The sequence below is a fragment of the Mycobacterium toneyamaense genome, assembly GCF_055384815.1.
Map to the genome: position 1 here is coordinate 4,217,803 of NZ_AP040333.1, position 13,538 is coordinate 4,231,340.

14 protein-coding genes are annotated in these 13,538 nt (G+C 65.9%); 8 read left to right on the plus strand and 6 right to left on the minus strand.

What is annotated here, in order from left to right:
• Window positions 1-99 precede the first annotated feature (99 nt).
• Window positions 100-486, minus strand: a complete 387-nt coding sequence (locus tag ACZ5IQ_RS20310; RefSeq protein WP_464480153.1) for a nitroreductase family deazaflavin-dependent oxidoreductase — start codon at window positions 484-486, stop codon at window positions 100-102.
• Window positions 487-560: 74 nt separating this feature from the next.
• Entirely contained in the window at window positions 561-1,169 is a 609-nt protein-coding gene (locus tag ACZ5IQ_RS20315) for a TetR/AcrR family transcriptional regulator (RefSeq protein ID WP_020103107.1), read from the minus strand.
• 94 nt (window positions 1,170-1,263) lie between these two features.
• Between ACZ5IQ_RS20315 and ACZ5IQ_RS20320 the strand changes: the two genes are divergently transcribed.
• The 5 genes from ACZ5IQ_RS20320 to ACZ5IQ_RS20340 all read left to right on the plus strand — a co-directional run bounded on the left by ACZ5IQ_RS20320 (window position 1,264) and on the right by ACZ5IQ_RS20340 (window position 6,394).
• Window positions 1,264-2,160, plus strand: a complete 897-nt coding sequence (locus ACZ5IQ_RS20320) for a metal-dependent hydrolase (RefSeq protein WP_464480154.1) — start codon at window positions 1,264-1,266, stop codon at window positions 2,158-2,160.
• A complete protein-coding gene (locus ACZ5IQ_RS20325; RefSeq protein ID WP_464480155.1) occupies window positions 2,157-3,242 on the plus strand; it encodes a PDR/VanB family oxidoreductase in 1,086 nt (361 codons plus the stop codon). The genes ACZ5IQ_RS20320 and ACZ5IQ_RS20325 overlap by 4 nt, the downstream gene beginning before the upstream one ends.
• 31 nt (window positions 3,243-3,273) lie before the next feature.
• Window positions 3,274-4,791, plus strand: coding sequence for a flavin-containing monooxygenase (locus ACZ5IQ_RS20330; protein WP_464480156.1), 1,518 nt, complete (start codon window positions 3,274-3,276; stop codon window positions 4,789-4,791).
• Entirely contained in the window at window positions 4,788-5,627 is an 840-nt protein-coding gene (locus ACZ5IQ_RS20335) for a short-chain dehydrogenase/reductase (RefSeq protein ID WP_464480157.1), read from the plus strand. Before ACZ5IQ_RS20330 ends, ACZ5IQ_RS20335 begins: the two co-directional genes overlap by 4 nt.
• Window positions 5,628-5,704: 77 nt before the next feature.
• A complete protein-coding gene (locus ACZ5IQ_RS20340) occupies window positions 5,705-6,394 on the plus strand; it encodes an Abi-alpha family protein (protein WP_464480158.1) in 690 nt (229 codons plus the stop codon).
• 18 nt (window positions 6,395-6,412) lie between these two features.
• On the opposite strand, the gene ACZ5IQ_RS20345 is transcribed toward ACZ5IQ_RS20340, so the two are convergent.
• Complete coding sequence (locus ACZ5IQ_RS20345) at window positions 6,413-7,096, minus strand: TetR/AcrR family transcriptional regulator (RefSeq protein WP_464480159.1); 684 nt, start codon at window positions 7,094-7,096, stop codon at window positions 6,413-6,415.
• A 186-nt stretch (window positions 7,097-7,282) separates the two neighbouring features.
• Here ACZ5IQ_RS20345 and ACZ5IQ_RS20350 point away from each other — a divergent pair, with 186 nt between their 5' ends.
• The 3 genes from ACZ5IQ_RS20350 to ACZ5IQ_RS20360 all read left to right on the plus strand — a co-directional run bounded on the left by ACZ5IQ_RS20350 (window position 7,283) and on the right by ACZ5IQ_RS20360 (window position 11,488).
• Window positions 7,283-9,043 carry an AMP-dependent synthetase/ligase gene (locus ACZ5IQ_RS20350; RefSeq protein WP_464480160.1) on the plus strand — a complete coding sequence of 587 codons (1,761 nt, stop codon included), beginning with the start codon at window positions 7,283-7,285 and terminating at the stop codon, window positions 9,041-9,043.
• Window positions 9,044-9,060: 17 nt separating this feature from the next.
• Window positions 9,061-10,200 (plus strand): acyl-CoA dehydrogenase family protein, encoded by a 1,140-nt coding sequence (locus ACZ5IQ_RS20355; protein ID WP_464480161.1) that lies wholly within the window; start codon window positions 9,061-9,063, stop codon window positions 10,198-10,200.
• An 88-nt stretch (window positions 10,201-10,288) separates the two neighbouring features.
• Entirely contained in the window at window positions 10,289-11,488 is a 1,200-nt protein-coding gene (locus tag ACZ5IQ_RS20360; protein ID WP_464480162.1) for a BTAD domain-containing putative transcriptional regulator, read from the plus strand.
• 7 nt (window positions 11,489-11,495) lie between these two features.
• Here ACZ5IQ_RS20360 and ACZ5IQ_RS20365 read toward each other — a convergent pair whose 3' ends face one another.
• From ACZ5IQ_RS20365 to ACZ5IQ_RS20375, 3 genes are read right to left on the minus strand one after another with little or no spacing between them, the layout of a single operon-like run.
• Window positions 11,496-12,299, minus strand: a complete 804-nt coding sequence (locus ACZ5IQ_RS20365) for a hypothetical protein (RefSeq protein WP_464480163.1) — start codon at window positions 12,297-12,299, stop codon at window positions 11,496-11,498.
• Window positions 12,289-12,903, minus strand: a complete 615-nt coding sequence (locus ACZ5IQ_RS20370) for an Mce protein (RefSeq protein WP_267323664.1) — start codon at window positions 12,901-12,903, stop codon at window positions 12,289-12,291. The genes ACZ5IQ_RS20365 and ACZ5IQ_RS20370 overlap by 11 nt, the downstream gene beginning before the upstream one ends.
• Window positions 12,900-13,529: an Mce protein gene (locus ACZ5IQ_RS20375; RefSeq protein ID WP_409430171.1), complete on the minus strand. Its 630-nt coding sequence runs from the start codon at window positions 13,527-13,529 to the stop codon at window positions 12,900-12,902. The genes ACZ5IQ_RS20370 and ACZ5IQ_RS20375 overlap by 4 nt, the downstream gene beginning before the upstream one ends.
• Window positions 13,530-13,538 lie beyond the last annotated feature (9 nt).

The window sequence follows — 13,538 nt, forward strand, 5'->3', positions numbered from 1 at the left end:
CGGCTCAGACCTGCGGTAATTCGACAGCGCTCGCGCTGTGGTGGCGCGTTTTGATCCTTCTGATCCGATGGTCCGGGTACCGGCGTCACGGCCGACGGTCTAGTCGGTGAATTCGATGCGCACCGACACCGGCGCGGTCCCGTAGGACGCGATTCTCGGTCCGGCCGCACCGGACAGCCGCACGCGGGCACGCACGTCGTCCTCCGGCGCAAAAGTCGCGATGCCGGACCGCCATCGATCACCCTGCTGGATACGAACATTCGGATTGGCCTCGATGTTGGCACCCCAGCCCGACAGCGTGCCGTGCCCGCAGATGACCCAGGCGCCGGTCTCATCGAAGATCGGCGAAACCGGAACCCGCCGCAGCTGCCCGGTTTTACGACCGCGGGTTTCCAATTCGCTTACCTGCGTTGGGCGGACGGCGCCGAGACGCGCCAGACCCCGCACCGTCGGGTTGAGCAGGTAACGCCCGACCGCGCGGAACACCCGGAAACTTACGCCTCATGCCCGGGCGGTGGCGCTGGCGTGCACGACGTCAGGTTGACGCCCGCGTTGCGGCACTACGGTTTCGGCGTCGACGCGATCGGCAGGAGGCTTTGCCGCGCGAATTGTTCGACCTGTTCATAGGTCTCCAATGGCGCCAGCACCGCAGGCGTGAGCAGGATCGAATGGGTGATGCGGACAAGGATTTCGGCTCGTGCGAGCAACTCGGGTTCCGGAACGGCCGCCACGTCGGGGCCACGAAGCACTTCGGCGGTCGCCGCGACGGCGCCGGCCAGCAGCGGTGAGGCTTCGAGGGTCAGTCGAGGCAGCACGGTGTCGGGCTCGATGTCCAGAAGCCGGTTCCAGACCGCATTCGTGCGCACCGTCTCGATCGTCGTGGCAAAACTGTGGACCACGCGATCCGCGAAATTGTCGGTGCGCGCCGCCGCGGCGCGCACCGCTTCGAACAGCTTCTGGGATTCGCGGATGAGCACCGCCGAGACAATCTCGTTCTTCCCGCCGACCCGTCGATAGATCGTGACGCGGCCGAGCCCCGCGCGTTGAGCGATTTCATCGACGGTCGCCCGCCGGATCCCGATCTTGGCGAAGACATCCAACGCGGCGTCGAGGATCTCTTCGACGCCCTCATCACGGGCCGTGTCGAGCGCGAACAGATCGGTGTGCACGCACCTGACCATAGTCGATGCTGCAACATTGAAACAATTGTATGTAGTGTGTTTCACTGTAGCAAGAAGGACTCAGAGCCGAGGAAGGCGTGTGATGGCGAGCAAAAAACCGGGACGAGTGGTGCGCGAGTACAACGACGAGGCACTGGCGATCAACGCCCGCCACGTCCACTTCGATTGGTCCGGCGTCCCGTTGGAGTACATCCCGGGCGAGGCCTATGCCACGCATTTCTGGAACGTGATGCACCTGGTCCTGCCTGAAGGCGAGCGGGCCATGGCTGACGTCTTCGGCCAGGCCCTGCCATACATCGACGACGAGCGCCTCAAAGAGGAAGTCATCGGATTCGTCGGACAGGAGGCGACGCACGCGGCCTCGCACGAGGGCTTCCGCAACTACCTGCGCGCACACGGTGTCGACGTCGGTGTGGTCCTGCGCCGCATCGACTTCGCGGTAGAGAAGATCTTCGGTGACCACGGGATCACCGGCCCCGCACGCAAGGCGTGGTTGAGCGAGCGCCTCGGGGTCTACGCGGCGGCAGAGCATTTCACCGCCGTCATCGGCGAATGGCTGTTGGACAACGAGGCCTTCGATCGCGCCGGCATCGACCCGACGATGCTGGACCTGCTGCGCTGGCACGGCGCCGAGGAACTCGAGCATCGCAATGTCGCGTTCGATGCCTACCAGTACGTCGACGGCGGCTACGCCCGCCGCGCGCGCACGGCCCTCATCGCATGTTCGGGCCTTGCACTGCTTTGGTTTTCGACGGCATCGCATCTGTACCGCAACGACGCGACGGTGCAGCGTCGTCGTCCGTGGCCCTTCGAGTACATCCGCGCCGCCCATCATGGGTTGGTGCCGGGGGTGTCCTTCCTGTTCTCGCAGATGTACTTCTATCTCCGACCCGGTTTCCACCCGTCGACGATGGGCGACATCAGCAAGGCAGTGCGGTACCTGGCGGTATCGCCCGCGGCGCAGGCGGCACACGCATGAACGAGCTCGTCGACCAGTCCACATCTGTCGATGACCCCACGCCCGCGCTCAGGGCCATGGGGCAGTTGGCCCGCGGCTATTCGCGGTTGTTCACCGAGAGCCGGATCGCAGACCGCTTGTCGCCGACCCGCCCGGTACGCCGGGCCGGATACGACGCGCGGCTCGAAGTCGTTGCGGCGGAACGCGTAGCCGACGACGTCGTCAGCCTGACCTTGAGCCGGGCCGACCGTTCACCGCTCCCCCGCTGGACGCCGGGCGCGCACATCGATGTGTTCACCCCGACCGGCCGGCAACGGCACTACTCGCTGATCGGTGACCAATTCGATCCCCGCCACTATCGAATCGCCGTGCGGCGCATCCCCGACGGCGCGGGTTCGGCCGAGCTGCACCGCGTCCGGGTCGGCGACACGCTGCGTATCCGGGGACCCCGCAACGCGTTCACCCTGGCCCCCGCCGACGAGTACGTGTTCATCGCCGGCGGGATCGGCATCACGCCGATCCTGCCGATGGTGCGTGCGGCGGCATCCGGCCCGGCCCCCTGGCGCCTGGTGTACACCGGGCGTTCGCGCGCATCGATGCCCTTCATCGACGAGCTCACCGCCCTCGGGCCCGACCGGGTGCTCATCCAACCCGACGACCAGTACGGCGCACCGGATCTGGCCGAATTGTGTACGACCGCTTCATCCCGCGCGGCGTTCTATGTGTGTGGCCCTCCCGCGATGATCGAACGGGCTCGCGAGGTCGCCACCGCCGCGACCGCGCCGGGCCGTCCCGCAGAGTTCCACAGCGAACGTTTCACCGCCGCACCGATCGTCGACGGCAGAGCATTCACCGTGCAGCTCACCGAATCGGGGCTCGCTGTCGACGTCGCCGCCGACGAGTCGGCCCTCGCTGCCATCCGCCGTGTCAAACCCGACGTGCAGTACTCGTGTCAGCAGGGTTTCTGCGGGGCTTGCCGCGTGCGACTGGTGGACGGGATCGTCGAGCACCGAGACCGGGTGCTGACCCCCGACCAGCATGCCGACTCGATGATGATCTGCGTTTCCCGCGCCCAGGGTGACTCGATCTCCGTCGCGCTCTAGTCAGCCACCGGCACTCACCAAGGACACACCCATGACCAAACCCACTCCCACACATGTCCATACCGCGATCATCGGTGCCGGCTTCGGCGGGATCGGCGCGGCGATGCGACTCAAGGATTCCGGCGACAACGACTTTCTCGTATTCGAGCGGGCCACCGAGATCGGCGGAACCTGGCAGGCGAACACCTATCCGGGAGCGCAGTGCGACATCCCGTCGGTGCTGTATTCGTACTCGTTTGCCCCGAACCCGGACTGGACGCGCCTGTATCCGCTCCAGCGAGAACTGAAGGCCTACATCGAAAGATGTGTCGATGACAGCGGCATCCGGTCGCGCATTCGGCTCGGGCACGACGTCACCGACGCCTCATGGGACGACCTGGCCCAGGTGTGGCAGATCACCGCAGGCGGTCAACATTTCACTGCCACCGTGATGGTCCTTGCCACCGGACCATTCAGTGAGCCGTCGATCCCGAATCTTCCGGGCCTCGAAGACTTCTCGGGCCCGGCCTTTCACTCGGCAGAGTGGCGCCATGACGTCGACCTGCGCGGAAAGGCGGTCGGTGTCATCGGCACCGGCGCTTCGGCCGTGCAGTTCATCCCGCGGATTCAGCCTGACGCCGCCGAACTGGTTGTGTTCCAACGAACCCCGACGTGGATCCTGCCGCATCCGGACCGCCCGCTCGGGCCCGCGGTACGTTCGGTGTTCCACACGGCCCCGCTCGTCCAGCGCGCGGCCCGTTCGGCGGTCAGCCTCGTCCAGGAAGCGATGGTGCCCGGTCTGGTCCATCTGCCGGCGCTGCTCCAGCCGATGGCGGCCGTCGGCAGGTGGCATCTCCGCAGGCAGGTCCGCGACGAGAATCTCCGGGAACAGCTGACACCGCGGTATGCGTTCGGATGCAAGCGACCAACGTTCTCCAACACCTATTACCCCGCGCTGGCCGCGGACAACACCGTCGTGGAAACCGCCGCGATCCGGCGGGTCACCAGAGACGGGATCGAAACCGCCGACGGGCACCACCATCGCCTCGACGCCATCGTTTTCGGAACCGGGTTCAAACTGGCCCACAACGAAGGATTCACCCGCATCCACGGCCGAGATGGCCGCAGCCTCGCGGAGGTGTGGGCCGGCGGAGAGATGAAGGCGCACTTGGGCACCGCCATTCCGGGCTTTCCGAATCTGTTCATGATCCTCGGCCCGAACTCGGTGGTGTACACGTCGCAGATCGTGACGATCGAGGCGCAGCTCGACTTCGTACTCGACGCCATCGCGCAGATGCGGCGCCGCCAGATCCGCAGTATCGAGGTCTCGGACGACACCCTCGAAAACTTTGTCGCACACGTCGACCGGCGTCTTGCGGACTCGGTGTGGAACTCCGGTGGTTGTCAGAGCTACTACTTGAGTCCATCAGGCCGCAACTTCACCTTCTGGCCCGGCTTCGTCTTCACCTTCCGGCACCAGATGCGGCGAATTCGCCTCGCGGAGTTCGATATCCGCTTCGCCACCATGCCGCCCGAGTCCGCTGACGCCGAGTTGGTGGTCGGACGATGACCGCACGTGCGGCGATGCCCCTTTCTGGCGCAGTGGTTTTCATCACCGGTGCAGCACAGGGCATCGGGTTCGAAGCGGCCTCCCGTTTCGTGGCGGCCGGCTCCCGGGTGGTCCTCGTCGACGTCGATGCAGAGAAACTCGGGAAAGCCCAGGCACAGCTGGGGAGCGACACCATCGGCATCGTCGCCGATGTGCGCGATACCGAGGCATTGACCGCCGCGGCCGAACAGGTGGTGCGCGACTGGGGGCGCATCGATGTGGTGGTCGCCAACGCCGGCGTCACACCGCCACCGGCCACCCTGCGCACCATCGAACCCGGTGCGTTCCAACGGGTTATCGACATCAATCTGCTCGGCGCGGTGCACACGGTGCGTGCGACAACCGAGCACATCATCTCCAGCCGCGGGCACATTCAGCTGATCGGATCCTGCGCCGCGTTCGCACCGGGCATGGGCGGTGCGGCGTACATGATCAGCAAAGCCGGGGTCGAGCAGCTCGGGCGGGCGTTGCGGATCGAGCTCGCTGCCCACCAGGTGACGGTCGGAATCTCCTACTTCGGAATTGTCGACACAGCGCTGGCCCGCACCACACTCGACGATGATCCGATGGGCCGACGCATCGGCGAACTGTTGCCCTGGCCGTTGAACAAGCGCATCGACGCCGGACATGCTGCCGCAAGTATTGTCGACGCGGTCGCCCGGCGCAGAGCCAGTAGCACCGTGCCGCGCGCATGGATTCCCTACGCCTGGCTTCGCGGCGTCATCAACGTGATCCTCGACCAGCAACTCGCCGCCAACCGGACGGTGGCCGCCATCATCCGGCAGCTAGAACGCTGACACGCTGCCTCGCAGCGGAAGCCAGACCACCGACCAGCACCAGCCGAAAGTACCGCCTCCAGAAAAGAGATGACACGATGGTCACCACCTCGGACGTGCACGGCCTGATCGCGACCGCCACGACATTCGCCCGGCGAGGCCTACGCGTGGCAGGGCGAGCCGACATCCCCGCGCGGGAGGTGCCGTCGTACGAGCAGGCCGGCGGGCCGCCGCACGCGCCATCGCGGGCGGCCGATGCCGACGTCGCGACACCGAACGACTCGCCACAGTCGAACGATTCGCTGCACACCAAAATGGTGGGGCTGTTGGATCGCTCGCTGGAGCAGAGCACATGCGAGACGCGGCTGGAGGTCTACGACCGTATCGTCGACCAGCTTGTTGCCGACGAGGCGAGGATTCTCCGTGCACTGTCGAACGGCACCACGTCTCCCCTTGTCAATGTCTATTCGCAGGCTCGGTGGTGGTCCATGCCTCGAGCCGTCCTGACCAATACGTCGCTGATCGGCCGCACCGCAGGCGTGACGCTGCCGGCCATGGCGCCGACCTACGTCGCCAACCTGTTGCGGCTCGGTCTGGTTGAAATCGGGCCCCAGACAGATGGATCCGAGCCCGGCTACGAGGTGCTCATGGCCGAACCGGGCGTCATGCGCGCCATCGCCGACGCGCAGCAGGCACGGCAGTCCGCTCGAGTGGAGCGGCTCAGTCTGCGCCTGTCAGACCTGGGCCGCGAGCTGTGGACGACAGCGATGGGCGGCAGGTCGCGGTAAGGCACGAAAATTCTCGAACTAGCTGGGCCACAACGCGTTCTGCCACAGTGCCGCCACCGCATCGGTGGTGCGATCGAGGTGGCCCGGCTGCGCGGCGACGCGCGCCGGCGCACAGCCGGCGACCGTCGCAGTGGTCAGAACACGTACCAGCGCGGGGAGATCGGTCGAGATCGGTTGGGCGCCTTGATGCACCTCGGCCGATACCATCGCCACGATGCGCTGGGTGATCGCGTCCTCCACATCGGCGACGATGCCGGCGATCTCCGGTTCATAACCTGCCGACGCGCGACACGAGGCCCACACCGGGTCGTCAGCGGCCAGGGCGGCACGGATACCGGTGATGACACGTGCGATCAATGCCGGCGTGGACTCCCCCTGTGCCCGCAACGCGAACGACTGATCGAGCATCGCGGCAGTGGTGCGTCCATGCAGCAGTTCCGCGAGCGCGGAGTACTTGGATTCGAAATAGAAATAGAACGCGGTTCGCGTGACACCGGCCTGCCGAGTGATCGCCTGTACCGAAAGCTCCGAGATCGGGTTTCGATCGAGCAGTTCGCGGAGCGCTGTCAAGATCGCGGTACGGGCGTGATCACCACGGTTGGTGATAGGTGTCCGGTCCCGACCGGTGGCGCTCGAACCGTCGGTGGCAGTCAGACCGGCCGGGCAGCACGTGCCGCTGGGTTGACGTCGGGTTGCCAACATCACGGCTCTCTTTCTGTTGGACAAGGCATTTCGCGTAGCGCCGCACTTCCACCAAGGAGGAGGGCGACAACACCATCGTCGCCCGATTGAAACAATCATACGCAATATGTTCTACTGTTTCAGCCTGAGCCGTTGCGGCCGCACCTCGGTCCGGACTCCGCACGGCACTGCTGTGAAAGGGTTGTGATGAGCGAAAGTCTGTGCGCGCATTTCCAACGCCGCGTTGCCGAACTCGGTGACACAGCCGCGATTTGCCGCGCCGACGGCACGTTAGCGCTGACCTGGTCGCAGTACGGCGATCAAGTTCGGCGGGTGGCCGCGGGTCTGGCCGCGCTGGGTGTGCGGCGCGGCGATGTGGTGGCGATGATGCTCACCAATCGACCCGAGTTCCACGTTGTCGACGCGGCAGTGATGCATCTCGGTGCAGTCGGCTTTTCGGTATACAACACCAGCGCCGCGGCGCAGATCACGTACCTGTTCGAAAACGCCCAGCCGGCAGTCGTGGTCAGCGAAGCGCAATATCTGGAGAAGGTGCTGACTGCCTCATCGGGCACCGCTGTGCGCCACGTCATCTCGGTCGACGACTCGAACCACGACGTGCTCACCCTCGACGAGGTAACTGCCGGGGGCGCCGAGGATTTCGACTTCGACGCCACTTGGAAGGCCGTTCAGCGTGACGACATCCTGACCCTCATCTACACCAGCGGGACCACAGGGCATCCCAAAGGCGTAGAGCTGACGCACGGCAACCTGCTGTACCAGCTCGAGGTGATCCCGAATGTGGTCGGCAATCTCACCGGGGGTCGGGTGCTGTCCTATCTGCCGGATGCGCACCTGATCAATCGCTGGATCGGCCAGTACGCGCCGATGTACTTCGGTATCACGGTCACCGACGTCGACGACCCGAAGACACTGATCGACGTCCTGGGCCGCGTGCACCCGACGTTCTTCGTCGCGGTACCGATGCTCTGGTACAAGATTCGGGCTCGTGTCGAGACACTCACCGCCGAGCAGACCGGACCGGCGGGCGCGCTCGCGCGGTGGGCCCTGGAAGCCGGCAAGAAGAAGGCGGCAGCCACCCTGGCGGGCGGCCGGTTGGGACTGCTCGACGAAGCAGCCGCCGCCGCGGCAGACGTGTTGGTGTTGTCCAAGATTCGCGCGCGCCTCGGAATGGATCAACTGAGCGCTGCGGTGTCGGGCGCCGCACCCATCGATGTTTCCGTACTCGAGTTCATGCTTGCGATCGGTGTTCCCGTGTTGGAGGCCTGGGGCATGTCGGAGACCTCCGCGGTCACGACCGTCAATCCCAGAGACCGGCTCAAGCTCGGCACGGTGGGTAAGGCGATCCCCGGCACACAGATCAAACTGGCCACCGACGGCGAGATTCTGGTCCGCGGATGTGGGGTGATGCGCGGCTACCACCGCGATCCCGGTCGCACCGCGGAAATCCTCGATGCCGACGGCTGGATTCACACGGGCGACGTCGGCTCGCTCGACGCCGACGGGTACCTGCGTATCGTCGACCGCAAGAAGGAGTTGATCATCAACTCCGGCGGAAAGAACATGTCCCCCAGCAACATCGAGGGCGCACTCAAAGCGGCCAGCCCGCTGATCGGCGCTGTCGCCGCCATTGGTGACAACCGTCCGCACATCGCGGCGCTGATCACGCTCGACCCCGATGCGGCCGCGGATTTCGCTTCCCGACATGGATTCGGCGGCGCCACCGTCGACGAGATGGTCGGCTACGAGGCGACACAGCAGGCGGTGTCCGACGCCGTGGCGTCGGCGAATAGCCGGCTGTCCCGGGTGGAGCAGATTCGGAGCTGGAAAGTCCTGCCGCAGTATTGGATTCCCGGCGGGGATGAGCTGACGCCGACGCTGAAGCTGCGCCGCGCACCCATCGCCGAAAAATACGCCGCACAGATCGACGCGCTGTACACGCGTTGAACGAGAGGAACAAGACAGTGACCCACGCATCGACGACCGAACTCGCCGACCTATCCGGTTTGGCCCGCGACTTCTTCACCAAGGAAGTCGCCCCGCGTCACGAGGAATTCGCCGCCGCCGGCGAGCCCGACCGCGCGTTGTATCGCCGTGCCGGCGACCTGGGGTTGCTGCTGATGTCGATCCCGGAGGAATTCGGCGGCGGTGGGGCGACTTTCGCGCACGAGGCGGTGCTCTTCCGGGAACAGGCCCATGCCGGTGACCTGTCCATGCAGTTGGGCGTGCACGCGGGCATCGTCCCGCATTACCTGAACGCCTACGCCACCCCCGAACAGAAGCTGCGCTGGCTGCCCAAACTCGCTTCCGGCGAATGGATCGGCGCGATCGCCATGACCGAGCCCGGTACCGGATCGGATCTCCAGGCCATTTCGACGCGGGCCGTTCGTGTGGGAGACGAGTACGTGATCTCCGGCGCCAAGACGTTCATCTCGAACGGTGCGACATGCGACCTCATCATCATCGCGGCCAAGACCGATCCGCAGCAGGGTGCGGCCGGGTTGTCGCTGTTCGCCGCCGAGGTCGGCGACGACACCCCGGGATTCCAGCGCGGTCGCAAGCTGAAGAAGATCGGCCAGAAAGGGCAGGACACCACCGAACTGTTCTTCGACGAACTGCGCGTCCCCGCGGAGAACCTGCTCGGCGGCGTCGAAGGTCGCGGCTTCGTCCAGTTGATGCAGCAGTTGCCGCAGGAGCGCCTGATCGTGGGCGTCGCCGCGCTGGGCGCGGTCGAGGCCGCGTACGACCACACGCTGGCGTACGTCAAGGAGCGCCACGTGTTCGGGAAACCTCTCTTCGCCCTGCAGAACACGCGTTTCGAACTGGCCGAGATCGCCACCGTCATCGACGTGATGCGGACATTCGTCGACGACGCGATCCAGCGTCACGTCCGCGGCGACCTCGACGTCAAACGCGCCGCGCAGGTCAAACTCTGGTGCTCCGACCAGCAGACACAAATCGTCGACCGATGCCTGCAGCTACATGGCGGCTATGGCTACATGGAGGAATACCCCATCTCCCGCCTGTTCGTCGACAGTCGGATCTCACGGATCTATGCCGGTGCCAACGAGGTCATGAAGGATCTCATCGCGCGCCACCTCTAGCCCGGATGATTCGACCGGCTCGCGCCGACCGGGTGTGAAACGCTCTACCCGTGCGAATGGACAGGTTCGGCCGGGCTGGGAGCGATTGATGGGCGGCCAGACACCGATGGCGCCCGTACCTCAGCGTGCCGGAGCCGAACGCGACATCCAGTTCGGGGTGCTGGGTCCGCTGCAGGTGAACGTCGGGTCAGCACCGATTCAGGTCGGCACGCCGAAACAGCGCGCGGTACTTGCCATGCTGGTCGCGAACGCCAACCGCGCCGTCAGTGCCGCGGACTTGATCACAGCGATCTGGGAAGGCGAACCGCCGGCCGCCGCACGCATCTCGGTGAGTGCCTATGTGTCGAATCTGCGCCGCCTCATCACCGAGGCGGGCATCGACGCCCACGCCGTCGTGGCCACCGCACCCAATGGCTACCGACTCGAAATCGCGACCGGGCAAAGTGATCTGGCCCGGTTCGCCACGGAGCAGCAAGCGGGGATCAACGCCGTGGCCGCTGGACGTTTCGAGGCGGCCAGCACACACCTGACCACCGCACTGGCTCAGTGGCGCGGCCCCGTCCTCGACGACCTGCGCGACTTCGCCTTCACCGATGTGCTGCGCAACGAGCTGGCCGAGGACAAAGTCCTCGCCCAGACGGCGCGGGCCCACGCCGAGATCGCCTGTGGCCGAGCCCATACCATCGTTCGGGAGCTCGAAACCCTGGTCGGGGAACATCCCTACCGCGAACCGCTCTGGGCTCAACTGATGACGGCGTACTACCTCACCGACCGCCAATCCGATGCGCTCGACACATATCACCGGCTCAAGACAACGTTGTCAGATGACCTCGGCATAGACCCCGCGCCGGCGCTGCGCACGCTGTACGAACAGATTCTGCGCCAGGAGCCGCTCGACGTACAGCGCAATGCCCAGGCCGCGGCCCAAACGGTCGTCGCTTTCGAACCCGGTGTGACCACCCTGATCAGCCCTGTCACCGCAGCCCTGCGCGACGTGCACGATCACCTTCATCGGCTCAGGGGTTCGGCCACCCGCATCGGACGCAGCCCGGACAATGACCTTGTCTTGGCCGACGACAAGGTGAGCCGGCACCACGCCGTCATCAACAACGCCGACACCGCCCACATCATCACCGACCTCGGGTCTGCCAACGGAGTCCATGTCAACGGAGAGCGAATCCGCGCCACGGCCGAGCTCCACGATGGCGACACCCTTCGAATCGGCAGTCAGGTGTTCGTGTTCCAGACGTCGCCGCCCACCACGCCGCAGGACGGTGGCCGAGTGTGACCGGACCTCAGCCGCCGTACTGCGGCTTCAGCTGACCCGCCAGCGCAGCCAGCGGGACGTTGGCCACGACGGTGCCACCGTCCATGGACCAACTGAAACGGTCTCGTGGACTTGGGCTTTCGCGGGACATCGGCTGGTCCGGCATGTAGAGGCGCAGGGAATCACCGGTGAGCGCGAAAGCGCGGTAGTTGCCCGAGTACCCGGGCCCGTCTCCGTCGGGCTGGAACTCCTCCACGGTGAACGGGTAGGTGCGCGGTGCGTGCGGCGGTGCGGCCGCGTCGAGGACCGGCGGCAGGATCGGGGCAGCGGCGGCCGAAACCGCCTGATTCGCATTGACTCCCGGCCGGAACAGGTCCGGTAGGTACAGCCGGCGGCCAGAGTTCATGTCGAACAGGAATGATCGGTAGGCGTTGTTGGCCTGGATACCGAAGGGCTCGAACGTCTCGTGCACCACCACCGACTGCAGCCCGCCGGGACCCGGGATGATCTCGTAGTCCGCACGCGCACTGCTGTCGCGCGGCGTGGTGTTTCCGGTCGCGCGCCACCCGTTGAACAGCCGGGTGTAATAGTCACGCAATACCGGTCCGGCAGTCGGGTTGTCGATCAGCTCGGCCGGAACGCGCAGCGTCAGAAGCATTTCCGCTTCGCGCTGAGACTTGACCACCGCGGTGCACGCACCACCGTCCCACACCGCGCCGAGCCCCGCGCAGAAGCTGTCGATAGCCGCGTCGGCAACCGGTGCAGCCGGGAAAGACGTCGTGGCAACTGTCGCACCCAAGGCAGCCAGGGCCGCCCGGACTCTACTTGCCACGTTTACCGTCCGCTCCGGCGAGCAGCACCTCGGCCGCCAGCCACCTGTCGCCCACCTTGCGCATCGTCATCGACACGCTGACGTAATCGGTCCGCTTCTCTTTCACCCCGGCGCTGGAGACGTCCTGCTTCACCGACAGCAGCACGTCGACGTCGTCGCCGCGCACGTCCTTGACCGCCCCGTCCTCGACCACGCCCGTCGTGCTGACCTTGTTGTCGATCAACATCTTCCGCATGGTCGCCGCGGCCTTGCTGTAGGCATCCTTGAACTCGCCCGTCGCCCCGCCCAGCACATCGGCGAAGTTCTTGTCGATCGTGCTCTGGTCGGTGGTCGTCAACATGACCGCGTAACCGCGTGCCGCCGCAAGGGCTTCCGCAGCCTCGGCGTCGCGCTGATGCTGGGCGTAGACCAGTGCCCACGCGGTGCCGGCGGCGGCCGACAACGCGATGACCACGACCGCCACGGCCCAGCAGAGGCTGCGCCGGATGGCATAGGTCTTCGGGGCCTTGGGCGCAGCGGCCGCCGCCGGCGTGGACGGTTCGGCCTCGCCGGTCTCGGCTGCGGCCGTGTCGACGTCGGGTACCTCGGTGTCCTTCTCGGTCACAGGATTTCGACCCTGCTGGCCAGCCAGCGGTCGCCGACCTTCTCCATGGTCATGTCGATGCGGTTGCGGTCGATGCGGGGGCTCGGGTTGTTCGCGTTGGTGATCGACTGATCGACGAACAGCAGCACCTCGACCTTGTCGGGCGTCGCCGACTTGACCGCCGCCGCGACGACGATGCCGGTTCCGGAGGCCTTGTTGTCGATCAGCACCTGCCGCAGCTGCGTGGCGCCCTGGCTGTAGGCGTCCTTGAACTCACCGGTGGAACCGTCGAGCGACTTGCGATAGTTCTCGTCGATGTTCTTGGCGTCCAACGTGGTCAGCACCACGGCGTAGTCCTTGGCGGCCTGCAGTGCCGCATCACTGGCGGCGTTGACCCGGTACTGCTCGTACTGCCGCCAGCCCAGAAAGCCCAGCGCTGCCACCAGAATCGTGAACAGCAACGCGCACACCACCGCCGCCAGCCCGACCCGGCGCTTCGATGCCGCCGCAGCTGGTTCCGTGGTCTCGGCCGCGGCGTCCGCCCCGGTCACGTCCGTTGTCTCAGCCGCAGTCGTCAGCTCGGTCGCCTCGGTTTCGGTGTCGTGCACCTGGTCGAATACGTCGGCGCTGCCAGCTCGTTTACTCATCACTTCTCG